The sequence below is a fragment of the Micromonospora sp. NPDC050695 genome (assembly GCF_040654415.1).
GTDB lineage: Bacteria > Actinomycetota > Actinomycetes > Mycobacteriales > Micromonosporaceae > Micromonospora.
The window spans coordinates 214,884-237,120 of sequence record NZ_JBFAHZ010000004.1 but is presented as its reverse complement, the minus strand read 5'-3'; the positions used below and the strand labels follow the sequence as shown (position 1 = coordinate 237,120).

Below are 22,237 nucleotides of genomic sequence, written 5' to 3'. Positions count from 1 at the left end.
TGGTGACGACGATCTGGGCGGGTTCGCCGCCGTGTTCGGGTAGGTCGCCGGTGCGCAGGCTGAGGCGGCAGACCTCGGCGAGGGCGTCGTGGCGGCGCTGCCCGGGGCTGCGGGTGTCATCGGGTCCGGTGGGCGCGGTCAAAGGGTCGATGGCGGCGCGTAGTAGGCCGGCGGTTTCGGTGTCGAGGGTGCCGGTGAGTCGCAGGCGGCCGTCGGTGAGGGTGGACAGGGTGAGGTGTCGGTCGCGGGCGGCGCGGGCCGTTTCGGCGTCGAGGGCGGCGCGGGTGGCGGTGTCGGCGATGTCGGGGGCGACGTGGTCGAGGATGCGGGTGCCGAGTGTGCGGAGCTTAGTGGGGTCGAATTGTGCGGCCCAGTCGATGAGCACGGTGACGGCTGTGTCGGCGGTTTCGGGGCCGGCCGATGTGTGCACGGTGGTGATGGTGTCGGCGATGACCCGGGCCTGCTCGACGGTGATGTGTCCGTCGGCGAGCGCGTGGCGTATTCCGGGGTTGCCGGTGTCCAGCGCGGTGGCGAGGTCGACCAGGCGGCGGGCGGCCGCGATGGTGAGGTGCAGTCGTTCCCGCAGCCACACCGTGGTGGAGGAGGCGCCCTGCGCGCGGGCGGTGCCCCGACCATCAAGCTCACGGATCAGGGCCAGCTTCACGGCGGCGAGGCGCTGCTCCAGGCGGTGCGCGGCGTCCAGCGCGGCGATCAGCTCCTGCTCGGGCAGCGCCCAGGCGGCGGTGTCGGCGCAGGCCGCGATGGCGTCCTCTGCCTGCGTCAACTCCCCGACCATGACCCGAGACTAGAACAGGTGTACGACAAATTCAGTCACCAAGATCGATTTAACTGTCTTGGTTCTGAGGCTTGGGCGGAGGGGCCGACCGGTGAACGAGATGCCGTGCCGGTGGCCCCGCCGCGCCAGGTCGTGCCAGTCCAGGTCGCGCCGGCCTGAGTCTGAGAGCGGGCGATGCGACCATGCCGATAGGCGACCACGCCGCCGCACGGGCACACTCGGCACGCGGCGACGCCGGCACTTGGCAAGGCGGCGACGCCGGCACGCGGCGACGCCGGCACTCGGCAAGGCGGCGACGCCGGCACGCGGCGACGCCGGCACGCGGCCTGCAAGGCGCACGCGGCCTGCAAGGCGACGCACCCCGTAAGGCCAGCGCGGCCGGCAAGGCCACGCACGCCCCGGACCGCGGCCCGCAAAGGCGACGAAGCCCCGGTCCGCGGCCCCCGGACCGCGGCCCGCGGCCCGCGCCAGAACGCTAGAAGGTGTGTTCGGCTGCCGGGAACTCGCCGCTGCGGACCTCGTCGGCGAAGCGGCGGGTGGCGTCGGTGAGGGTGCCGGCGAGGTCGGCGTACCGCTTGACGAAGCGTGGCGCCTTGCCGGTACGCAGGCCGGCCATGTCCTGCCAGACCAGCACCTGGGCGTCGGTGTCCGGGCCGGCGCCGATTCCCACGGTGGGAATCGACAGCTCGTGGGTGATCTGCTTGGACACCTCGCCCGGCACCATTTCCAGCACCACCGCGAACGCGCCCGCCTCCGCGACCGCCCGCGCGTCGGCGAGTACCTCCTCGGCGGCGTCACCTCGGCCCTGCACCCGGTAGCCGCCCAGGGTGTGCTCGCTCTGCGGGGTGAAGCCGATGTGCGCCATCACCGGGATGCCGGCGCCGACGATCGCGGCGATCTGCGCGGCGCAGCGGCGGCCACCCTCCAGCTTCACGGCGTGGCAGCCACCCTCCTTCATGAACCGGACGGCGGTGCGCAGCGCCTGGGCGGGACCTTCCTCGTACGAGCCGAACGGCAGGTCGCCGACGATCAGCGACTGTCGGGTGGCCCGCACCACCGCCCGTACCAGCGGAAGCAGTTCGTCCGCGGTGACCGGCAGGGTCGTCTCGTAGCCGAACACGTTGTTCGCGGCCGAGTCGCCGACCAGCAGCACGGGCACGCCGGCCTGGTCGAAGATTCCCGCCGTGTACTGGTCGTACGAGGTGAGCATCGGCCACCGTTCGCCGCGTTCCTTGGCGGCGATCAGGTCGCGGGTACGGACCCGCCGGGTGGCCGGGCCGCCGTACAGGGCGGTCACCTCGTTCGCGGTGGACTCCGACATGACTGTCTCCTTCCTCGAGGCCGCCTGCGCGGTCCCCGGGTTCCGTCGCGATCGTCGCACCGCGGGATGGGGTGGCGGCAGGGCGCAGTGGAAGATGTCACTCGGATGCGCGGAGGAGTGCCGGACCAGCTCAGCGACCCGGCACCCGATCCAGGAGATCAGCCGTGCTCGCGCCACCGATTGGTGATCGGCAGTCGACGATCCCGGCCGAACGCCTTCATGGAGATCTTCGCGCCCGGCGCGGACTGGCGTCGCTTGTACTCGGCGGTATCCACCAGCCGCAGCACCTTGTCCACCACCGCCGGGTCGTGACCCGACTCGACCAGCCCGTCGCGGCCGAGGTCACCGTCGACGTACCCGATGAGGATCGGGTCGAGGACGTCGTAGTCGGGCAGGTTGTCGCTGTCGAGCTGTCCCGGGCTCAGCTCGGCGCTCGGCGGCTTGCCGATCGAGTTCTCCGGGATGGGCGGGGTTTCGCCCCGGCGGGACGCGTCGGCGTTGCGCCACTTCGCCAGCCGCCACACCAGCGTCTTCCACACGTCCTTGATCGGGTTGAAGCCGCCCACCGAGTCGCCGTACAGCGTGGAGTAGCCCACCGCCAGCTCGCTCTTGTTGCCGGTGGTCAGCACCAGGTGGCCCTCCTGGTTCGACAGCGCCATCAGGATGACACCGCGGACCCGGGCCTGGAGGTTCTCCACGGCCACCCCGGACAGCGACAGGTTGGCCAGGAAGCCGTCCACCATCGGCTGGATCGGTTCGATGCGGTAGTCCAGGCCGGTGCGCTTGGCCAGGTCGGCGGCGTCCTCGCGGGAGTGCTCGGACGAGTGCTGGCTGGGCAGTGACACGCCGACGACCCGGTCCGGGCCGAGGGCGTCGACGGCCAGCGCGGCCACCACCGCCGAGTCGATGCCGCCGGAGAGGCCGAGCACCACCGACGGGAAACGGTTCTTGTTGACGTAGTCGCGCAGGCCGAGCACCAGCGCCTGCCACACCTCGGCCTCGTCGGCGACCGGCTCGATCAGCCCGCCGACGGCGGCCGGGCCCGGGGGCGTGGGCGGGACGCCGTCGACCGCGCCGCGTACCACCCGCAGGCCGTCCGCGATGGTCTCCGCGGCCGGCGGCGCGGTCGCGGCCGGCAGTTCGACATCGTGTACGAGAAGGTGCTCGACGAACTGCGGGGCGCGGGTGAGCAGCTCACCGTCGGCGGTCACGATCATCGAGTCGCCCTCGAAGACCAGCTCGTCCTGCCCGCCGATCATGTTGACGTACGCGATGGTCGCGTTCGCCTCGGCGGCCCGGCGGCGGACCAGCGGCAGCCGGATGTCGTCCTTGTTCAGCTCGTACGGCGAGCCGTTGATGTTGACCACCAGGCCGACGCCGGCCTGCCGGGCGGCGGCGAACGGACCGCCGGCCTGCCACAGGTCCTCGCAGATGGTGAGCGCGACGTCCACGCCGCCGATCCGCACCACGGTCAGCATGTCGCCGGGCACGAAGTAGCGGTCCTCGTCGAAGACGCCGTAGTTGGGCAGGTGGTGCTTGAAGTAGCGGGCGACCACCTCGCCCCGGTGCAGCAGCGCGGCGGCGTTGCGGGCACCCCGCGCCGGCTCGGCGTCCCCGCTGACCTGCGGCGGCCCGTCGGCGTCCAGGTAGCCGACCACCACCGGCAGGTCGCCGAGGCCGTCCGCGGCGAGGTCGGCGGCGAGCTGCTGCAGGGCCGCCCGGGACGCGGCGATGAAGGACCGTCGGAAGACCAGGTCCTCGACCGGGTAGCCGGTGAGCATCATCTCCGGGAACAGCACCAGCTGGGCACCGGCATCGGCGGCCTGGCGAGTCCAGCTGCGGACCAGGTCGGCGTTGCCGGCGAGGTCGCCGACGCTCGGGTTGACCTGGGACAGGGCGAGACGCAGGGTGGGCATGTCTCCATCTTGCCCCAGCCCGTCCGGTGTCATCCGCCGGTAGCCGCGCGCAGGGAGCCCGGTAGCCGCGCGCAGGGAGCATGGTCGTCGGCCGGCGGGCGGGACACGAGGGGACGGGCGGCGGCGGTTCGCGTAACGTCTGCGTAACCAGGCCCGGGAACACTGGGCGGTCAGGTCGGGTGCAGCCCGGCCAAGGCGGACAAAAGAGTTGTCGCGAGGGGTTGGGGAAGTGGACCGTCAGCAGGAGTTCGTCCTCCGTACGCTGGAAGAGCGGGACATCCGGTTCGTCCGGCTGTGGTTCACCGACGTGCTGGGCACGCTCAAGAGCGTCTCGGTGGCGCCCGCCGAACTGGAGGCCGCCTTCGAGGAGGGCATCGGCTTCGACGGCTCGGCCATCGAGGGTTTCGCCCGGGTCTTCGAGTCGGACATGGTGGCCATGCCCGACCCGACCACCTTCCAGGTGTTCCCGTTCGAAGGTGGGGTCAGCGGCGAGAGCGCCCGGATGTTCTGCGACATCCTGCTGCCCGACGGTGGCCCCTCCTGGGCCGACCCGCGGCACGTGCTGCGCCGCGCGCTGTCCAAGGCCGCCGAGAAGGGCTTCACCTTCTACACCCACCCCGAGATCGAGTTCTTCCTGCTGGAGAACGGTCCGCAGGACGGCTCCGTGCCGACCCCGGTGGACACCGGCGGCTACTTCGAGCACACCACCCACGCGGTGGCCCGGGACTTCCGGCGCCAGGGCGTGCTGGCGTTGGAGCGGATCGGCATCTCGGTGGAGTTCAGCCACCACGAGGTCGCGCCCGGTCAGCAGGAGATCGACCTGCGCTACGCCGACGCGCTCACCACGGCCGACAACATCATGACCTTCCGGCACGTGGTGAAGGAGGTCGCGCTCTCCACCGGTGTGCAGGCCAGCTTCATGCCGAAGCCGTTCACCGACCAGCCGGGCAGCGGCATGCACACCCACCTGTCGCTGTTCGAGGGGGAGCGCAACGCGTTCCACGACTCCGGCGACCCGATGAAGCTCTCCAAGGTGGCGAAGTCGTTCATCGCCGGCCTGCTGATGCACGCCCGCGAGTACACCGCGGTCACCAACCAGTGGGTCAACTCGTACAAGCGGCTCTTCCCGCAGGCGTTGCCGGACCGGATCACCGAGAGCCCGGCGTACGTCTGCTGGGGTCACCTGAACCGGTCCGCGCTGGTCCGGGTGCCCGCGTACGGCAAGCCGAACTCGGCCCGGGTCGAGGTCCGCTCGCTGGACTCGGCGGCCAACCCGTACCTCGCCTTCGCGGTGCTGCTCGGCGCCGGCCTGAAGGGCATCGAGGAGGGCTACGAGCTGCCGCCGGGCGCCGAGGACGACGTGTGGTCGTTGACCAGCGCCGAGCGGCGCGCCATGGGATACGAGGCGCTGCCGGAGAACCTCGCCGAGGCGATCGACGTGATGGCCGAGTCCGAACTGGTCGCCGAGGTGCTCGGCGAGCACGTCTTCGACTTCTTCCTGCGCAACAAGCGGGCCGAGTGGGAGCAGTACCGCCGCGAGGTCACCCCGTACGAGCGGCAGCGCTACCTGGCGCTGTAGGAGCGGGGCTGACGCGGTTGCGCGCTGCCGCTATCGTCTCGATCACCGCGCCGGTACCCCTCCGGGCGGAGAGTCGGGAGGCAGTCGGTGCTGGAGGATCTGCTCAGCGGTGCCTGGCAGAGCGTCGTGTTCGGGATCGTCGGCGTGGGCCTGATGGCGGCCGGGTTCGGTCTGGTCGACCGGCTCACCCCGGGGAGGTTGCGGGACCTGATCTGGGTGGACCGCAACGCCAACGCGGGGCTGCTGCTCGCCGCCAACCAGCTCGGCATCGCCGGGATCGTCTTCACCGCGATCCTGACCAGCTACAGCGACTTCGGTAAGGGGCTCGCCTCCACCGTGGTGTTCGGTCTGCTCGGGCTGGGCATCATGGCGTTGGCGTTCGTGGTGCTCGACCTGCTCACCCCCGGCAAGCTGGGCGAGGTCATCTGCTCGCCCGAGCCGCATCCGGCGGCCCGGGTCAGCGCCGCCACCCACTTCGGCGCCGCGTTGATCGTCTGCGCCTGCATCGCCTGAGCGCGGTCGCCGCAGCGCGTCGTACTGCGCGCCCAGGTCGTCGGCATCGAGGCCGAGCAGCTCCCGGGCGTAGCGTGCCGGGCCTGAACCGCACGGACCGGCTCTCCGCGTTGGCCGGGGCGCTCCGGGCCGGTGATCGACTCGGGTTCCACGATTCGGCGGTGTCCGACCGGCCCGGACACCGCCGAATCAGCGAAAGTGAGTGGATCAAGTCGGGGCAGGCCCGGTCCGGCCAGGGCCTGCCCCGGAGGGGTTACTTGCCGGGCGTACCCGCGGGAGCGCGGTGATCGCCCGGGCCGCGGTGGCCGCCGGGGCCCGGGAAGACGCCGGCCTCGACGGCCTTGGTGATGGCGTCGGCCTGCTCCTGGGTGAGCTTGCCGTCCTTGACCGCCTGGTCCAGCCGCTCCTTGAGCGCGGCCTGCCGGTCCTCGGCGGACGGGCGCCCCGGCCGGTCGGTCGGACGCCCCGGCCGGTCGGACGGGCGGTGCTGCTCGCGGACCTTCTTCAGCGCGGCGGTCACCTTGTCGGTGGGGACACCCAGCTCCTTGGCGAGCGCCTCGGCGAACGCGCCCTGCCGGTCGCCCTTCGCCGCGCCGGCGCCGTCGGCGGTGCTGCTGGCGCTCGGCGTCGGTGTCGGGGTGTCCGCGGCGAACGCGATCGTCGGGGCCGCGATCCCCACGCCGAGGACGCCGGCGGTGGCCAGGCCGGCCAGCAGGTGCTTCCTACGGATGGTGCGGGACATGCTGTCCTCCAGAACGTCGGTGATGTTGCGATGTCGTCACCGACAGTGACCGGCCAGCCTGGGTGCAACCCGTGGCGATCCTGTCAGCGGGCTGACAATCCCAGGCCGGCGCTGGCCCACCTGACCCCCACCCGGTTCAGTTGATCAAGAGGTTTGCGTCAGAATCCCGGCCGAGAACGACGCAAACCTCTTGATCACCAGGGGGAGGGGGGAGGGGTTACTGGACGGCGGGGGTTGCCGTGAGGGTTTGGGTTTCGGTGTCCAGGGTCGCTTTCGTGCCTACCGGGACCGTTAGCTGGCCGGCGCCGTGGCCGATCGGGAGGCCACCGAGGACCGGTACGCCCAGGTCACCGAGCTGTTCGCTGAGGACATCGACGACCGTGGTGTCCCAGCCGTCGGCGCAGTCGGTGAACTGCCCGACCGCCACGCCGGCCAGCCCGTCCAGCGCGCCGGCCCGGCGCAGCTGGGTGAGCATCCGGTCGACCTTGTACGGGGGCTCCTGCACGTCCTCGATCAACAGCACCGCCCCGGTCAGGTCGGGCAGGTCCGGTGTGCCGATCGACGCGGTGATCATGCACAGGTTGCCGCCGAGCAGGGTGCCGGTGGCCCGACCCGGTACGCGTACCGCGTAGGTGTCCTCGGCCGGCACGGCGGTGACCGACACCGTCTCGGTGGTCATCAGCGCGGCGTGCAGTGACTCGGCGGACCGCAGCGGGGTGCGCTCGTCGCGCCAGGCCGCCCCCGGGCCGTGGACGCCGGCCAGCCGGGCGCCCCGCCACAGCGCGAACTGCAGGGCGGTGATGTCGGAGAAGCCGGCCACCACCTTCGGGTCGCGGCGGACAGCCGCCATGTCGATGGCGTCGACGATCCGTTGCGCGCCGTAGCCGCCCCGGGTGCAGATCACCCCGCGGATCTCCGGGTCGGCGAAGGCCGCGTTCAGGTCGGCGGCGCGCAGGTCGTCCGTGCCGGCCAGGTAGCCGTGCCGGGCGTACGCGCTCGGCGCCGGCACCGGCCGCAGACCCCAACCGGTGAGCAGTTCCATCCCCCGCGCCACCCGCTCCGGAGTGGTCGGCCCGGACGGTGACACCAGCAGCACCGTGTCACCCGGGCGCAGCACGGGCGGGCGGACGACGGCCGAGTCCTCGCTGATCACAACCGCAGAGCCTAACGACCCCGCCGACGGCGGAACCGCCCACGGGCGGCGGACGGCGACGCGGCCCGTGGCGGGGCGTGGCGGCACATCATGCACCGGCTAGCCTCGACGGGTGGCAACCGCGCTGGTGATCGAGAACGACCCGACGGACGACGCGCGCCGACTGGGTGAGTGGCTGACCGAGGCCGGGCTGAAGCTGTGGGTCGTCCGCCCGCACGCCGGCGACGAGCTCCCCGCCGACCTGGAGGGGTACGCGGCGCTGGTGGTGCTCGGCGGCGACCAGCAGGCGTACCCGCTGCCGGACGGCTCGCCCGGCGCGCCCTGGTTTCCCGCCGTGGAGGGCCTGCTGCGCAAGGCGGTCCGCTACCGGGTGCCCACCCTGGCCGTCTGCCTGGGCGCGCAGCTGCTCGCCACCGCGCACGCGGGGTTGGTCGAGCGGAGCCCGTCCGGGCCGGAGATCGGCCCCGGCGTGGTCGGCCGGCGCGACGCCGCCGAGAACGACCCGCTGTTCCGGTACGTGCCGCTGATCCCGGACGTGCTCCAGTGGCACTCCGACGAGATCACCGAACTGCCCCGGGGCGCGACCCTGCTGGCCGCCTCCACCCGCTACCCGCACCAGGCGTTCCGCCTCGGTGACCGGGCCTGGGGGCTGCAGTTCCACATCGAGTGCGACACCGCCATGATCGCCGACTGGGCCACCGACTCGACCCAGCTCGCCGAGCTGGGGTACGACCCGGAGCTGGTGATCGCGGCCTGCGACTCGGTGATGGTGGACGTCGAGGAGGTCTGGCAGCCGTTCGCCGCCCGGTTCGCCGCGCTCGCGCTCGGCGAGCTGGACGACAGCACGACGCGGCGTGGCCTGCCGCTGCTCGGGCACTGATGAGCCGGCCGACCAGGGCACCGGGGCGGCTCGCCCGCTACGGCTTCGGCACCGCCGACGGCGACGGCGGTGCGCGTGCCGCCGACCTGCTCGGCCCGGACGGGCTGCGGTTGTGGCGACCCGACGAGCAGGAGCCGGTCGACGAGGCGGCGGGGGAGCTGCTCGCGGCGCTGTCCCGGGCCGCCGACCCGGACCTGGCGTTGCGCCAACTGCACCGCATCGTCGAGGCCGAACGCCGCACGAGCGGGGGAAACGCCGCGTCGCCGCTGCTCGCGGACCTGCACGTCGATCCCGGCCTGCGGCGGCGGGTGATCGCGGTGCTCGGCGCCTCGTCGGCGCTCGGCGACCACCTGGTGGCCCATCCCGAGCACTACAAGACGCTGCGCACCGCACCGGACGGGCTCGCGCCGACCGCCGAGGGGCGACTGGAACTCGTCGGCGACGGCAACCCGGTGGCGGTGCTGCGGACCGCGTACCGTCTGGCACTGCTGCGGATCGCGGCGGCGGACCTCACCGGCGGGCGCGGCCTGGAGCAGACTATGGCCGCGCTGTCGGCGCTGGCCGACGCGACGCTGGGCGCGGCCTTCGAGATCGCCGTGGACGAGCTGGCCGAGGGCATCGAGCGCCCCCGGCTGGCGGTGGTGGCGATGGGCAAGTGCGGCGGCGGTGAGCTCAACTACGTCTCCGACGTGGACGTCATCTTCGTGGCGGCCGAGGACGCCGACCTGGCCGCCGCGACCCTGGTGGCGACCCGGCTGATCCAGATCTGTGGCCTCGTCGCCTGGCCCGTGGACGCGGCCCTGCGGCCGGAGGGCAACCGGGGCCCGCTGGTCCGCACCCTCGCCAGCCACCTCGCCTACTACCGGCGGTGGGCGCGCACCTGGGAGTTCCAGGCGCTGCTCAAGGCCCGCCCGGCCGCCGGGGACCTGCCGCTGGCCCAGGAGTGGATCGACCAGCTCGCCCCGCTGGTGTGGCGGGCGGCCGAGCGGCCCGAGGCGGTCGAGGACGTCCGCGCGATGCGCCGCCGGATCATCGACCACATCCCGCCGAAGGAGCTGGAACGCGAGATCAAGCGCGGCCCCGGTGGGCTGCGCGACATCGAGTTCGCCGTGCAGCTGCTGCAACTCGTGCACGGTCGCGGCGACGAGACACTGCGGGCGCCCGGCACCCTCCCGGCGCTGCGCGCCCTGGTCGCCGGCGGTTACGTCGGCCGCGCCGACGGTGAGGCGCTGCTGCGCGGCTACCGCTTCCTGCGCAGCGTCGAGCACCGCCTCCAGTTGCAGGCCCTGCGGCGTACGCACACCGTGCCCACCGAGCCGGCCGCGTTGCGCTGGCTGGCCGCCGCGCTGGGCTACACCGCCACGCCGGGGCGCAGCGCCGTGGAGAGCTTCCGCGCCGAGTGGGTCACCCACGCCGCCGAGGTACGCCGGCTGCACGCCAAACTGCTCTACCGGCCGCTGCTGGAGTCAGTGGCCCGGGTGCCGGCCGACGGGCTGCGACTCACCCCGGAGGCGGCCCGGCACCGCCTGGAGATCCTCGGGTTCGCCGACCCGGCCGGGGCGCTGCGGCACCTCCAGGCGCTCACCGGCGGGGTGAGCCGCACCGCGGCGATCCAGCGGACCCTGCTGCCGGTGCTGCTCAGCGAGTTCGCCGACGCGCCGGAACCGGACCGGGGGCTGCTCAACTACCGCAAGGTCTCCGACAAGCTCGGCAGCACACCCTGGTATCTGCGGCTGCTGCGCGACGGCGGCCCGGTCGCCCGGCGGCTGGCCCGCGTGCTCGCCCTGTCCCGCTACGTCGCCGACCTGCTCGCCCGCGACCCGGAGGCGCTGCGGCTGCTGGCCGAGGAGAACGAGCTGGCGCCGCGGTCGCGCGAGGTGCTGCGGGAGGGGTTCCTGGCGGCCGCCGCCCGGCACACCGACCCGGTCGAGGCGACCCGCGCCGTGCGGGCGCTGCGGCGACGGGAACTGGTCCGGGTGGCCTGCGCCGACCTGCTCTGCCGGGCCGGCGCGCTCGCACCCACCCCCACCAGGCCGGACGGCACGAACCGGCCGGCACCCGGGCTGGCCGACGTCACCGCGGTCGGCACCGCCCTCGCCGACGTCACCGACGCCACCCTGGCCGCCGCGCTGCGCGCCGCCCAGGCCAGCCAGCCGGCCCCGGAGGGGCTGCGGTTCGCCGTCATCGGCATGGGCCGGCTCGGCGGGTACGAGTCGAACTACCTCTCCGACGCCGACGTGCTCTTCGTCTACGACCCGCCCGCCGGCAGCAGCGAGAGCGCGGCCAGCGCCGCCGCGCACGCCATCGCCGAGGAGTTGCGCCGCCTGCTCGGCGTACCCGCCCCCGACCCGCCGCTCGGCGTCGACGCCGACCTGCGACCGGAGGGCCGCCAGGGTCCGCTGGTCCGCAGCCTCGCCGCCTACGCGACGTACTACGCCCGCTGGTCCCGGGTGTGGGAGGCGCAGGCGCTGCTGCGCGCCCGGTTCGTCTGCGGTGACGCCGAGCTGGGCGCCGAGTTCGAGGCGATGATCGACCCGGTGCGGTATCCGGCCGACGGGTTGACCCGTGAGCAGGTCGTCGAGATCCGCCGGATCAAGGCCCGGGTGGAGACCGAGCGGCTGCCCCGGGGCGCCGACCCGGCCACCCACACCAAGCTGGGCCGGGGCGGGCTCGCCGACGTGGAGTGGGCGGTGCAGCTCGTCCAGCTCCGGCACGCCGGCGCGAACCCGGCGCTGCGTGGCACGCGTACCCTCGACGCCCTCACGGCCGCCGCCGACGCCGGCCTGATCGACCCGGCGGACGCCGCGGAGATGGCCGCCGGGTGGTCCTTGGCCGCGCAGGTCCGCAACGCGCTGATGCTGGTCCGGGGCCGGGCCGGCGACCAGCTGCCCCGGCACGGGGTGGAGCTGGCCGGGGTGGTCCGGCTGCTCGGCCGCGACGACCCGGGTGAGTTCCTCGACGAGTACCTGCGCACCGGCCGCCGCTCCCGAGCCGCGGCGGAACGTGTCCTCAATGCCTGACGCGTCGGCGCGCCCGGCCGGGCAGCGCACCGCCTGGGCGGCGGCGACCGGGGTGGCCGTGGTGCTCGCCGTCGCGTTCCTGCTCGCGCCGCCGATGGGCACCGACCTCGCCGCGCAGGTGGCCCGCGCCGAGTTCGCCCAGCGGTACGGCGCCGCGCCGATCGACTTCGGCTGGTACAGCGGCGTCGACCAGTACGGCTACAGCCTGTTCACGGCCCGGTTGGGCGCGCTCATCGGGGTGCGTCCGTTGGGGGCGGTCGCCGCCGTGCTCGGCGCTGCCGCGCTCGGTTGGCTGTTCACCCGCAACCGGGCCCGTCGGCCGCTGCTGGCCGGCGTGCTGGGCGCCGTGGTGCTGGTCGGCAACCTGGCGAGCGGCCGGATCACCTTCGCGGTGGGGTTGGCGTTCGGGCTGCTGGCGCTCTGCGCGGTCAGCGCGGACCGCCCGCCACGCTGGGTCCGGCTGACCCTCGCGGCCGGCTGCGCCGCCCTGGCCACGGCGGCCAGCCCGGTCGCCGGCCTGTTCACCGGGCTGGCCGGCGCGGCGTTGCTGCTGTCCGCCCTGCGAACCGGTGCCGGGCCGGGCCGTCCGCTGCCCGGCGGCTGGCGGATCGAGCGACCACTGGCGGAGGGGTTCGTGCTGGCCGTGGCGCCCGCCGCCACGGTGGCCCCGATCGCGGTCCTCTTCGGCAACGGTGGCACCCAGCCGTACTCGGCCGAGTCGATGCGGATCAACGTCGCGCTCGCGGTGCTGGTGGCGGTCGTGCTGCCGCGTCGCCGCCGGGTGCTGCGCATCGGCGCGCTGCTCACGGTGCTGCTGCTGGTCGGCGCGTACTACGTGCCCAGCCCAATCGGGTCCAACGCGCTGCGGCTGCCGATGCTGTTCGCCCTGCCCGTGCTGGCCGGGTACGCCGCGCTGCCGGGGCCGTGGCTGGCCGGGCTACTCGCCGCGACCGTGTGGTGGCAGTCGCCGGTGATGACGAGCGACGTGACCCGGGCCGGCGCCCCGGAGAGCGCCGCGGCTTTCCACCGGCCGCTCGTCGCGGACCTCGACCGACGGCAGCCGGTCGGGCGGGTCGAGGTGGTGCCGCTGCGCGACCACTGGGAGTCTGCGTACCTCCCGCCGACCGTGCCGCTGGCCCGGGGCTGGGAACGCCAGGTCGACAGCGACCGCAACGCGCTGTTCTACGACGGCAGCCTGAACGCGCGGACGTACGAGCAGTGGCTCCGCCACGAGGCGGTGACCTACGTGGTGCTCGCCCCGGACGCGCCCGCCGACCGGTGGGGCCGCGACGAGGCCGCGCTGATCGGCACCGGCCTGCCCTACCTGCGGGAGGTCTGGCGTGACCCGACCTGGCGGATGTACGCCGTGGTCGACCCGACACCGCTGGTCGGTGCCCCGGGGCAGCTCGTCACCGCCGACCGGGGAGCGGTCCGGCTGAGCGCCGATCCGGGTGACGTGCTCGTGCGGGTGCGCTGGTCGCGCTGGCTGTCGCTGACCGGCCCGGACGGCTGTCTGCGAGCCGGCGCGGACGGGTGGACCGAGGTGCGGGTCCGCACCGCCGGCGACTATTCGATCTCCAGCGGGCTCGCACCGGCGAACCACTGCTGATGATGCTGCCGTCGTCCCGGGACCGACGTGCTGGCAGCATGTCGGGCGTGCCTTCCCACCTCGCACGCTGGACCGGCCTGGCCGGCTCGACGCTGCTCGCGATCTCCGCCTACCTCGGGGGCGCGTTCCCCGGCGGCCCTCTGCGCAGCACCCCGGTCAGCATCTGGCAGGGCCCGAACGGCCCGCTGATCCTCGCCGCCTGGGCGGTCGGCACCGGCCTGCTGGCGTACGCCTGGTGGGCGCTGCGCGACGGTGGGCCGTCGACGCGCTGGGCCCTGGTCACCGTCGGGCTCTGGCTGTTGCCGTTGCTGGTCGCACCGCCGTTCGGCAGCCGGGACGTGTACGCGTACGCCTGCCAGGGCGCCAGCTTCGCCGGCGGCATCAGCCCGTACGAGCAGGGCGTCTCCGCGCTGCCCTGCCCCTGGCTGGACACGGTCTCGGTGATCTGGCGCGACACCCCCGCGCCGTACGGGCCGCTGTTCGTGCTCATCGCGGGCGCCGTGGTCAAGGCCACCGGTTCGCTGACCGCCAGCATCGTCGTGTTCCGGGCACTGTCGCTGGTCGGGGTGCTGTTCACCGCGTGGGCCCTACCGGCGCTGGCCCGTCGTGCCGGTGTGCCGCCGAAGCGGGCGGTGTGGCTGGCGCTGGGCTCCCCGCTGGTCGCCGCGCACCTCATCGGCGGCCCCCACAACGACGTGCTGATGCTCGCCGCGCTGGTCGGTGGGCTGGCCGTGGTGGCGGCGTACCCGGGTCGGCGCGCACTGCTGCTGGTCGGCGGGCTGCTCCTCGGCGTCGCGGTGGCCATCAAGGTGACCGCCGTGGTGGTGGTGCCGTTCACCGCGCTGGCGGCCACCGCCGGGCCGTACCGGATCCGGACGCTGATCCGCGACGGCGGCTGGGTGGTCGGCGGCGCGGCCGCCACCGTCGTCGGCGTGACCGTCGCCGGCGGGCTGGACTTCGGGTGGGTCGGCGGGCTGTCCCAGGGCGGCGCCGCCATCGCCTGGACCTCCCCGCCGACCGCCGTCGGGCAGACGATCGGGTACGTCGCCGCGCTGTTCGGCGGTCACATCGACGCCCTGCCAGTGACCCGTGGGATCGCCGTGGTCGTCCTGGCCATCCTGCTCGTCTGGCTCTGGTGGCGGGCCCGCACCCGCGACCCGCTCTACCACGCCGGCCTCGCGCTCGCCCTCACCGTCGCGCTCGCCCCAGTGGTGCACCCCTGGTACTGGACCTGGCCGTTGTTCGTGCTGGCGGCCACCGCCCAGCGGACCAGATGGTTCACCGTGGTCGCCCTGGTCGCGTCCTTCCTCGTGCTGCCCGACGGCACCGGGCTGCCCCGGTACACCAAGACGGTCGGGGCGCCGCTGATGACGCTGTTGGTGATCGTGGTGGTCATCCGGTTGGTACGGTCGGCTCGGGCGACCCGCCAGCCGGTCGCCGCCGACTGAGGGAAGGTGCGCCGGTGACCGCTCCCGACGCGCCCTCCTCCCGGTACGCGGGCCTGGCCGGGCGTTCCGCCCGGTACGCGGGCCGGGCCGGGCGTTCCGCCCGCTACGCGGGCCTGGCCGGGCGTTCCGCCCGGTACGCGGGCCTGGCCGGCGCGGTCCTGCTCGCCGTGGCCGGGTACCTCGGCGGGGCGTTGCCCGACGCCCCGTTCGGCGGGACACCGGTGTCGATCTGGCGAGCCCCGGGCGGCCCGGCCACCCTGATCTGCTGGCTGGTCGGCACCGCGCTGCTCGTCGGGGCGTGGTGGTCGCTGCGCGAAGGTGCCCCGTCGACCCGGTGGGCGTACGTCACCGCCGGACTGTGGGCACTGCCGCTGTTGGTCGCGCCTCCGCTGGGCAGCCGGGACGTCTACTCGTACGCCTGCCAGGGCTGGACGTACGCGCACGGCGTCGACCCGTACGCGGTCGGGGTGGCGGCGGCGGGCTGCCCGTGGGTGGACACGGTCGCGCCGATCTGGCGGGACACCCCGGCACCGTACGGGCCGGTCTTCGTCCTGCTCGCGGCGCTCGCGGTCGGCCTCGGTGGCGGACTCACCGGCACCATCGTGGCGCTGCGGGTGATCGCCGTGGCGGGGCTGCTGCTGGCCGCGTTCTGCCTGCCCGGGCTGGCGCGAGCCGCCGGAGTGCCCTCCCGGCGGGCGGTCTGGCTGCTGTTGGCCTGCCCGCTGGTCGGCGTACACCTGGTGGCCGGCGCGCACAACGACGCCGTGATGGTGGGCCTGCTGCTGTGCGGGCTGTTGATCGTGGTCCGTCGCCCGGGCCGGCCGGCGGCGTTGCTGCTGGCCGGGGCACTGCTCGGGCTGGCCGTCACGGTGAAGGCCAGCGCCGTGCTGGTGGTGCCGTTCGCCGTCCTGGCCGGCGTGCACGGTCGGTACGCCGGACGGGCGCTGCTGCGCGACGGCGGCTGGCTGGCCGGCGGGCTGCTCGCCGCGCTACTGGTCACCTCGGCGGTGTCCGGCCTCGGGTTCGGCTGGGTCGGTGGGCTCACCCACAGTGGCGACTCGGAGCAGTGGACGTCGCCACCCACCGCCGTCGGCTTCGTGGTGGACTACGCCGGTGCGCTGGCCGGCCGGGACGCACAGGCGGTGCCGGTGCTCCGGGCGGTCGCGTTGCTGCTGCTCGCCGGGGTGCTGGCGGTGCTCTGGTGGCGGACCTGGCGGACGCTGGACGACGTCCGCCAGACGGGATTCCGGGTGCCGCTGCGTCCTCGGGCGGCGCTGCGTGGGGCGGCGCTGGCACTGGTCGCCGCCGTCGTCCTGTCCCCGGTCTTCCACCCCTGGTACGCGACCTGGCCGCTGGCGCTGCTCGCCCTCACCGCCGCCCGTACGACGTGGTTCGTGCTGCCGGTCGCGGCGGCCGCCTTCCTCACCCTGCCCGACGGCACGAACCTGGCCCGCGTCACCAAGGCCCCGGGCGCCCTGGCGATGACCGCCGTGCTCCTGGCCGCCCTCCTGGTCGGCGCGCGCCGCGCGTCCCGCCGCGGGCGCGCCCCCCGCCGCTCCGGCTGACATGATCGCGCCGCACGACGCATTCGGCGGCGAAGATCAGCGCAACATCAGGGATGTTGTTGCCTCGCCGTGCGTAGGAGACAGCAACATCAGGGAAGTTGTGCGGATCGTGGTACGGGTACGGGTGGTCCCGGAGACGGGTCGGGCCGGCCCCGCACTGCGGAGCCGGCCCGACCGGTGAATCGGTGACTGCTCAGCAGTCGTAGTACATGGCGAACTCGTGCGGGGTCGGGCGCAGGCGCACCGGGTCGACCTCGTTGGCGCGCTTCCAGTCGACCCAGGTGGAGATCAGGTCGGGGGTGAAGACGCCACCGTCGAGCAGGTAGTCGTGGTCGGCCTCCAGCGAGTCGAGCACGGCCGGCAGCGAGCCCGGCACCTGCTTGACGTCGCCCCACTCCTCCGGCGGGAGGTCGTAGAGGTCCTTGTCGATCGGCGTCGGCGGCTCGATCTTGCTCTTGATGCCGTCGAGGCCGGCCATCATCATGGCCGAGAAGGCCAGGTAGACGTTTGCCGACGGGTCCGGGACGCGGAACTCGACGCGCTTGGCCTTCGGGTTGCTGCCGGTCACCGGGATGCGGGTGCACGCGGAGCGGTTGCGCTGCGAGTAGACCAGGTTGACCGGCGCCTCGAAGCCCGGCACCAGGCGGCGGTACGAGTTGACCGTCGGGTTGGTGAACGCCAGCAGCGACGGCGCGTGGTGCAGCAGACCGCCGATGTACCAGCGGGCGGTGTCGGACAGGCCGGCGTACCCGGTCTCGTCGTAGAACAGCGGCTCACCGTTGAGCCAGAGGCTCTGGTGGGTGTGCATGCCGGAGCCGTTGTCGCCGAACAGCGGCTTGGGCATGAAGGTCGCGGTCTTGCCGTTGGCCCAGGCCTCGTTCTTCACGATGTACTTGAAGAGCTGGAGCTGGTCACCGGCGTGCAGCAGGGTGGAGAAACGGTAGTTGATCTCGGCCTGGCCGGCGGTGCCCACCTCGTGGTGCGACCGCTCCACGGTGAAGCCGGTGTCGACGAGCCGGCGCACGATCGAGTCGCGCAGGTCGGCATAGTGGTCGACCGGCGGAACCGGGAAGTAGCCGCCCTTGTACGCGGTCTTGTAACCGCGGTTGCCGCCCTCCTCCTCGCGGCCGGTGTTCCAGGCGCCCTCGATCGAGTCGATGTAGTAGAACGACTGGTTCGCCGAGGTCTCGTGGCGGATCGAGTCGAAGATGTAGAACTCCGCCTCCGCACCGAAGTAGGCGGTGTCGGCGATGCCGCTCGCCGCCAGGTACGCCTCGGCCTTCTTCGCGACGTTACGCGGGTCGCGGGTGTAGGCCTCGCGGGTGAACGGGTCGTGGATGAAGAAGTTCAGCGCGAGCGTCTTCTGCGCCCGGAACGGGTCGATGAACGCGGTGGCGACGTCCGGGAGCAGGAGCATGTCCGACTCGTGGATCGCCTGGAAACCGCGGATCGACGAGCCGTCGAACGCGAGGCCGTCGGTGAAGAGGTCGTCGTTGACGGACTCGACCGGCACATTGAAGTGCTGCATCACGCCGGGCAGGTCACAGAAACGAACGTCGACGAACTTCACGTCCTCGTTCTTGAGGTATCGCAGCAGTTCCTCGGGATTGGCGAACACACATCCTCCTGGCACGTCCACGGGGTGGCTAGGCTTCTGGCGACGCTAGGGCCAAGCGGTTGCCCGGCCATGTCTCCGTTGTTTCTGCCGTGTTACGTCCCTCGCGGAGCGTCAGCGACGCTCCCGTCCCGCTCCCGGCCCATCGCGAACGTCGTACCGGCTGTGCCATTGTAAAGACATCTGATGCCTTTGGCCCGAATCGGCGCGCAGCGGTGACGGCACCCGGCGGTGCCTCACCAGGGCGCGGATACCCTTGACCGCTGTGACCAATCCGCACGCCCCGGCAGCACCGGCCACCGATCCCACCTTCACTCCGCCGAGCCTCGGCAAGCGGTTCGGGGCGCTGATCATCGACTGGGTGCTCTGCCTCCTGGTGTCCAACCTCTTCGCCGACCCGGTGCGCGACGGCTGGGCCCCGGTGCTGGTGCTGGTCGTCGAGTACGGCATCTTCCTCGGCCTGTTCGCCCAGACACCCGGCATGTACATCACGAAGATCCGCTGCGTGAACTGGCGCGACGGCGGCCGGATCGGGCTGCTCCGCGGACTGATCCGGGGCCTGCTGCTGGCCCTCGTCGTCCCCGCGCTGGTCATGGACGGACACCGTCGCGGCCTGCACGACCGGGTCGCCGACTCGGTCGTCGTCGACGCCCCCCGAGGCTGAGTCCGCCGCCACCAAGGCCGATCCCAGCCCCCGCGGCCCCCCCCCGCGACCTGCGACCCCCTTCGCGACCTGCGGGCCCCCGTGTCCCGGACCCCGCAAGATCGCGCTCGATCCAGGATGTAGTGGCATAGCCCGCACGCGAGCCCACTAGATCCAGGATCGAGCACGATCATGGCCGGGCCGAGGCCGACCCGGGCGGGACCGGCTCTTCTCGGCGTACGTCGAAGGGGTCAGCGGCCCCGCGACTGGCGGAACGCGCCTGGCGGCCGCATGTTCTTCGGGATCGCGCCCTTGGGCATCTGCGGACGGGCGGTGAGCGCCTTGAGTCGCTTGTCCAGCGAGTTGACGTCCTTGCCGGAGAGGGCGCGGGGCAGGCGCAGCAGCGTCGTGCGCAGTTTGCGGATGGGCAGTTCGCCCTCGTCCTGGCCGATCACGTAGTCGTGCAGGGGGGCGGAGCCGATCACCTTCGACAGCCGCCGCTTCTCCTGCCCGAGCAGGCCACGCACCCGCTGCGGGTTGCCCTCGGCCAGCAGGATCACGCCCGGCCGGCCGATCACCAGGTGGACCATGTCCATCTGGGTGGTGGAGCTGACCGCGGGGGTCACCCGCCAGTCACCGCGCATGTTCTCCATGATCTGCGCCGCCGCGCCGGGCTGCCCCTCGGCGGCGTTCATCATCGCCTTGTTGGACCGCAGGTTCAGCACGATCAGCACCGCGAGCAGGGCGAACAGGATGCCCAGCGGCAGCCAGATCCAGCCCCAGAGGATGACCGCGACCACGGTGAGGGCGAGCGGGAGCAGCACCGCGGCGGCGACCAGCGGCGCGAACCACCGGTCCTGCTTGGCGGTGAACTGGAACACCATCCCGATCTGCTTCAGCCGCTGGCCGAACGAGACCTTCTCCTGGGGCTTTGCCATGCCGCAGAGTCTAGTGGGCCCCGTCGCCCGAGTTGATCCGCGTCCGGGTGCCGCCCGTCCGCCCCGCTGCTGACCGGCCTAGCGTAGACCACTTGGCGCTGCTCGGGCAGGCCGCGAAGCGGCGGTCACTGCAAGTGACTGCAGCCAGGTGATCGTCCTGACCGGTGCGGACTGGCCGAGGTGGACGCCGACGGCGACCGGGCTGCAGCTTGCGGCCAAAGCTGTCACACAGGCAGAAGGCCGTGAACCCGGGCCGATGCGAAGATACGCGCGCCACCGCCGCGATCGTTCAAGCCATCGTCGTCCCGCGCCACACCGAAGCGAATCGCTCGGCAGGAGAAGATGGCTCAATCTGGACGGTTCGTGAAAATTGGTGAAAATCGCTGCTTCCTCATCGCACTCTTGTCGTGCGCTGCTTTGCGTGATCTGATGTTCAACATCAATGCACCGAACGGGGGAGGTTTTTGTTGTATAGCAACGTGCTCAGAAATTCCGGCAAAGGGCTGATGGCGTTCGTCTTGGCTGCCGCAGGTGTGGCAGCAGTGCAGTTCGGCACAAGCGCGCCAGCGCAGGCAGCGAACCGATGCGTGTCAGGTGCCTGGAACGCGCTTGGTGACGGTGAAGTCCTAAAGACCGGTTCTACCGGTGACACTCGGTACCCTGGATCCCTTCACGGTAAGACCATTCGGCTTTACAGCAACCACGCGAACGCATCCGTGATCGCGAAGGCCGAGGGCGCATCTTCGGGTGATGTGATCTCTATAGATCGCTCGAACTTCTCGGTGACTGGTAGCGCCGAGCACTACTTTAAGTCGACGACTGATATTCAAAAATTGGGAACCTGGGACTATTGCGAGACTCAGGCCAGTTCGAGTGGCACGTTGACCTCGAAGCGAATCGACGGAGCGCATCGGTACGTGCGAGTCTGCCTGCGTCACTCAGGCGCCTTGCAATGCATGAACGTCTGGTATGGCGACAATGACGATGACGCCGGTGACGTGACGCGTCAGCCTTAGCTATTCCGCTCCTCAGCGGCGCGGCGGCGCTGATCGACGGTTAGCACCGAGACGGAACGGTGCGGCGAGAGAGCTCCCTTCGGCGCGCTCCCGCCGCACTGGCCGTCCAGTGCTGCCGGCGGGTCAGCCGGCGGTGACGACCGGCGCGGCGGCGCGGGCGTCGAGTGCCTGCCGGTAGAGCCGGCCGGCCCGGTACGACGAGCGCACCAGCGGCCCGCTCATCACCCCGGCGAAGCCGATCTCCTCGGCCTCCTCGCGCAGCTCGACGAACTCCTCCGGCTTGACCCAGCGGGTCACCGGGTGGTGCCGGGGGGAGGGGCGCAGGTACTGGGTGATGGTGATCAGCTCGCAGCCGGCCTCGTGCAGGTCGCGCAGCGCCTGCGACACCTCGGCCCGCTCCTCGCCCATGCCGAGGATGAGGTTGCTCTTGGTGACCAGACCGTCGGCGCGGGCCTGCCGGATCACGTCCAACGAGCGGTCGTAGCGGAACGCCGGGCGGATTCGCTTGAAGATGCGCGGCACGGTCTCCACGTTGTGCGCCAGCACCTCCGGGCGGGAGCCGAAGACCTCGGCCAACTGCTCGGGGACGGCGTTGAAGTCCGGGATCAGCAGCTCGACGCCGCAGCCGGGCTGCAGGGCGTGGATCTGCCGGACGGTCTCGGCGTACAGCCAGGCGCCGCCGTCGGGCAGGTCGTCGCGGGCGACACCGGTGATGGTGGCGTAGCGCAGGCCCATCGAGACCACCGACTCGGCGACCCGACGCGGCTCGTCGGCGTCGAACTCGGCCGGCTTGCCGGTGTCGATCTGGCAGAAGTCGCAGCGCCGGGTGCACTGGTCGCCACCGATGAGGAAGGTGGCCTCCCGGTCCTCCCAGCACTCGTAGATGTTGGGGCAGCCGGCCTCCTGGCAGACGGTGTGCAGCCCCTCGCGCGAGACGAGCCCGCGCAGCTGGGTGTACTCCGGGCCCATCTTGGCCTTGACCTTGATCCATGGCGGCTTGCGCTCGATCGGCGTCTCGGCGTTGCGCGCCTCGATGCGCAGCAGCCGACGCCCCTCGGGGGCCGCTGTTGCGGTACGCGCTGCCTGGCCGCTCGTCGGCGCGGAGTGCTCGATCGTCACGAAAACGAGCCTACGCCGGACGGCCGTCGTCTATGTGCGTCAGGCGACCGGCGTCACGCCGCAGACGTTGTGACGCCGGACACCGGGCTGCGGAAAATAGGCGTCACACGCGACGGATCCGGTGCTAGATTCAGCGCCAACAGCGACGACGGAGCCGAGTAGCGCGCCGACCCGCCAGTGCAGAGAGCCGCCGGTGCTGAGAGGCGGTCTGGCGCCGGTGCGTGAAGACCCTCCCGAGCTGCGGGCAGAACGGCGGAGACGCCCAGTAGAGCCCGCCCGGCTGGCCCCGGTCATCAGGCGACGAACGAGGCCCCCGCCGCGGCGGGGGCGAAGGTGTGGTGGCACCGCGAGGTTCCCGCTCGCC

At 72.5% G+C, this 22,237-nt stretch carries 17 protein-coding genes; 9 read left to right on the top strand and 8 right to left on the bottom strand.

What is annotated here, in order from left to right; genetic code table 11:
- From AB0H52_RS05015 to AB0H52_RS05005, 3 genes are all read right to left on the bottom strand, one after another.
- Window positions 1-796, bottom strand: a 796-nt coding sequence (locus AB0H52_RS05015; RefSeq protein WP_357945329.1) for a DUF222 domain-containing protein, incomplete at its 3' end; no start/stop codon positions are given.
- Window positions 797-1,271: 475 nt separating this feature from the next.
- Window positions 1,272-2,117 (bottom strand): 3-methyl-2-oxobutanoate hydroxymethyltransferase, encoded by an 846-nt coding sequence (gene panB / locus AB0H52_RS05010; protein ID WP_151492870.1) that lies wholly within the window; start codon window positions 2,115-2,117, stop codon window positions 1,272-1,274.
- A gap of 158 nt (window positions 2,118-2,275) precedes the next feature.
- The gene (locus tag AB0H52_RS05005) at window positions 2,276-4,033 is read right to left on the bottom strand and encodes an NAD+ synthase (protein ID WP_151492871.1); all 1,758 of its coding nucleotides are present in this window, start codon (window positions 4,031-4,033) and stop codon (window positions 2,276-2,278) included.
- A 229-nt stretch (window positions 4,034-4,262) separates the two neighbouring features.
- On the opposite strand from AB0H52_RS05005, the gene glnA (AB0H52_RS05000) reads away from it, so the two are divergent.
- Both glnA (AB0H52_RS05000) and AB0H52_RS04995 read left to right on the top strand, forming a co-directional pair.
- The gene (gene glnA, locus AB0H52_RS05000; protein ID WP_151492872.1) at window positions 4,263-5,612 is read left to right on the top strand and encodes a type I glutamate--ammonia ligase; all 1,350 of its coding nucleotides are present in this window, start codon (window positions 4,263-4,265) and stop codon (window positions 5,610-5,612) included.
- An 87-nt stretch (window positions 5,613-5,699) separates the two neighbouring features.
- On the top strand, window positions 5,700-6,125 hold the full coding sequence (locus AB0H52_RS04995) for a DUF350 domain-containing protein (protein WP_357945325.1): 426 nt from the start codon (window positions 5,700-5,702) through the stop codon (window positions 6,123-6,125).
- A 253-nt stretch (window positions 6,126-6,378) separates the two neighbouring features.
- Here the strand turns inward: AB0H52_RS04995 and AB0H52_RS04990 are convergent, their stop codons facing one another.
- Together AB0H52_RS04990 and AB0H52_RS04985 are read right to left on the bottom strand one after the other, a co-directional pair.
- Window positions 6,379-6,867, bottom strand: coding sequence for a hypothetical protein (locus tag AB0H52_RS04990; RefSeq protein ID WP_357945322.1), 489 nt, complete (start codon window positions 6,865-6,867; stop codon window positions 6,379-6,381).
- A 217-nt stretch (window positions 6,868-7,084) separates the two neighbouring features.
- Window positions 7,085-8,020: an LD-carboxypeptidase gene (locus AB0H52_RS04985; RefSeq protein ID WP_357945319.1), complete on the bottom strand. Its 936-nt coding sequence runs from the start codon at window positions 8,018-8,020 to the stop codon at window positions 7,085-7,087.
- 112 nt (window positions 8,021-8,132) lie between these two features.
- Here AB0H52_RS04985 and AB0H52_RS04980 point away from each other — a divergent pair, with 112 nt between their 5' ends.
- From AB0H52_RS04980 to mptB (AB0H52_RS04960), 5 genes are all read left to right on the top strand, one after another.
- Complete coding sequence (locus AB0H52_RS04980; protein WP_151492411.1) at window positions 8,133-8,900, top strand: type 1 glutamine amidotransferase; 768 nt, start codon at window positions 8,133-8,135, stop codon at window positions 8,898-8,900.
- Entirely contained in the window at window positions 8,900-11,920 is a 3,021-nt protein-coding gene (locus AB0H52_RS04975; protein ID WP_357945316.1) for a bifunctional [glutamine synthetase] adenylyltransferase/[glutamine synthetase]-adenylyl-L-tyrosine phosphorylase, read from the top strand. The genes AB0H52_RS04980 and AB0H52_RS04975 overlap by 1 nt, the downstream gene beginning before the upstream one ends.
- A complete protein-coding gene (locus AB0H52_RS04970) occupies window positions 11,913-13,529 on the top strand; it encodes a hypothetical protein (RefSeq protein WP_357945313.1) in 1,617 nt (538 codons plus the stop codon). The genes AB0H52_RS04975 and AB0H52_RS04970 overlap by 8 nt, the downstream gene beginning before the upstream one ends.
- Window positions 13,530-13,576: 47 nt before the next feature.
- Window positions 13,577-14,977, top strand: coding sequence for a polyprenol phosphomannose-dependent alpha 1,6 mannosyltransferase MptB (gene mptB, locus AB0H52_RS04965; RefSeq protein WP_192580454.1), 1,401 nt, complete (start codon window positions 13,577-13,579; stop codon window positions 14,975-14,977).
- Window positions 14,978-15,090: 113 nt separating this feature from the next.
- A complete protein-coding gene (mptB, locus tag AB0H52_RS04960; RefSeq protein ID WP_151492413.1) occupies window positions 15,091-16,542 on the top strand; it encodes a polyprenol phosphomannose-dependent alpha 1,6 mannosyltransferase MptB in 1,452 nt (483 codons plus the stop codon).
- 193 nt (window positions 16,543-16,735) lie between these two features.
- Here the strand turns inward: mptB (AB0H52_RS04960) and glnA (AB0H52_RS04955) are convergent, their stop codons facing one another.
- Window positions 16,736-18,160 (bottom strand): type I glutamate--ammonia ligase, encoded by a 1,425-nt coding sequence (glnA, locus tag AB0H52_RS04955; RefSeq protein WP_151492408.1) that lies wholly within the window; start codon window positions 18,158-18,160, stop codon window positions 16,736-16,738.
- Between the two features lie 262 nt (window positions 18,161-18,422).
- On the opposite strand from glnA (AB0H52_RS04955), the gene AB0H52_RS04950 reads away from it, so the two are divergent.
- Window positions 18,423-18,821, top strand: coding sequence for an RDD family protein (locus AB0H52_RS04950; protein ID WP_357945309.1), 399 nt, complete (start codon window positions 18,423-18,425; stop codon window positions 18,819-18,821).
- 230 nt (window positions 18,822-19,051) lie between these two features.
- Here the strand turns inward: AB0H52_RS04950 and AB0H52_RS04945 are convergent, their stop codons facing one another.
- A complete protein-coding gene (locus AB0H52_RS04945) occupies window positions 19,052-19,738 on the bottom strand; it encodes a DUF4191 domain-containing protein (RefSeq protein WP_151493395.1) in 687 nt (228 codons plus the stop codon).
- 467 nt (window positions 19,739-20,205) lie between these two features.
- Here AB0H52_RS04945 and AB0H52_RS04940 point away from each other — a divergent pair, with 467 nt between their 5' ends.
- Entirely contained in the window at window positions 20,206-20,754 is a 549-nt protein-coding gene (locus AB0H52_RS04940) for a hypothetical protein (RefSeq protein ID WP_151492928.1), read from the top strand.
- A gap of 123 nt (window positions 20,755-20,877) precedes the next feature.
- Here the strand turns inward: AB0H52_RS04940 and lipA are convergent, their stop codons facing one another.
- Window positions 20,878-21,873 (bottom strand): lipoyl synthase, encoded by a 996-nt coding sequence (gene lipA, locus AB0H52_RS04935; RefSeq protein WP_357945306.1) that lies wholly within the window; start codon window positions 21,871-21,873, stop codon window positions 20,878-20,880.
- Window positions 21,874-22,237 lie beyond the last annotated feature (364 nt).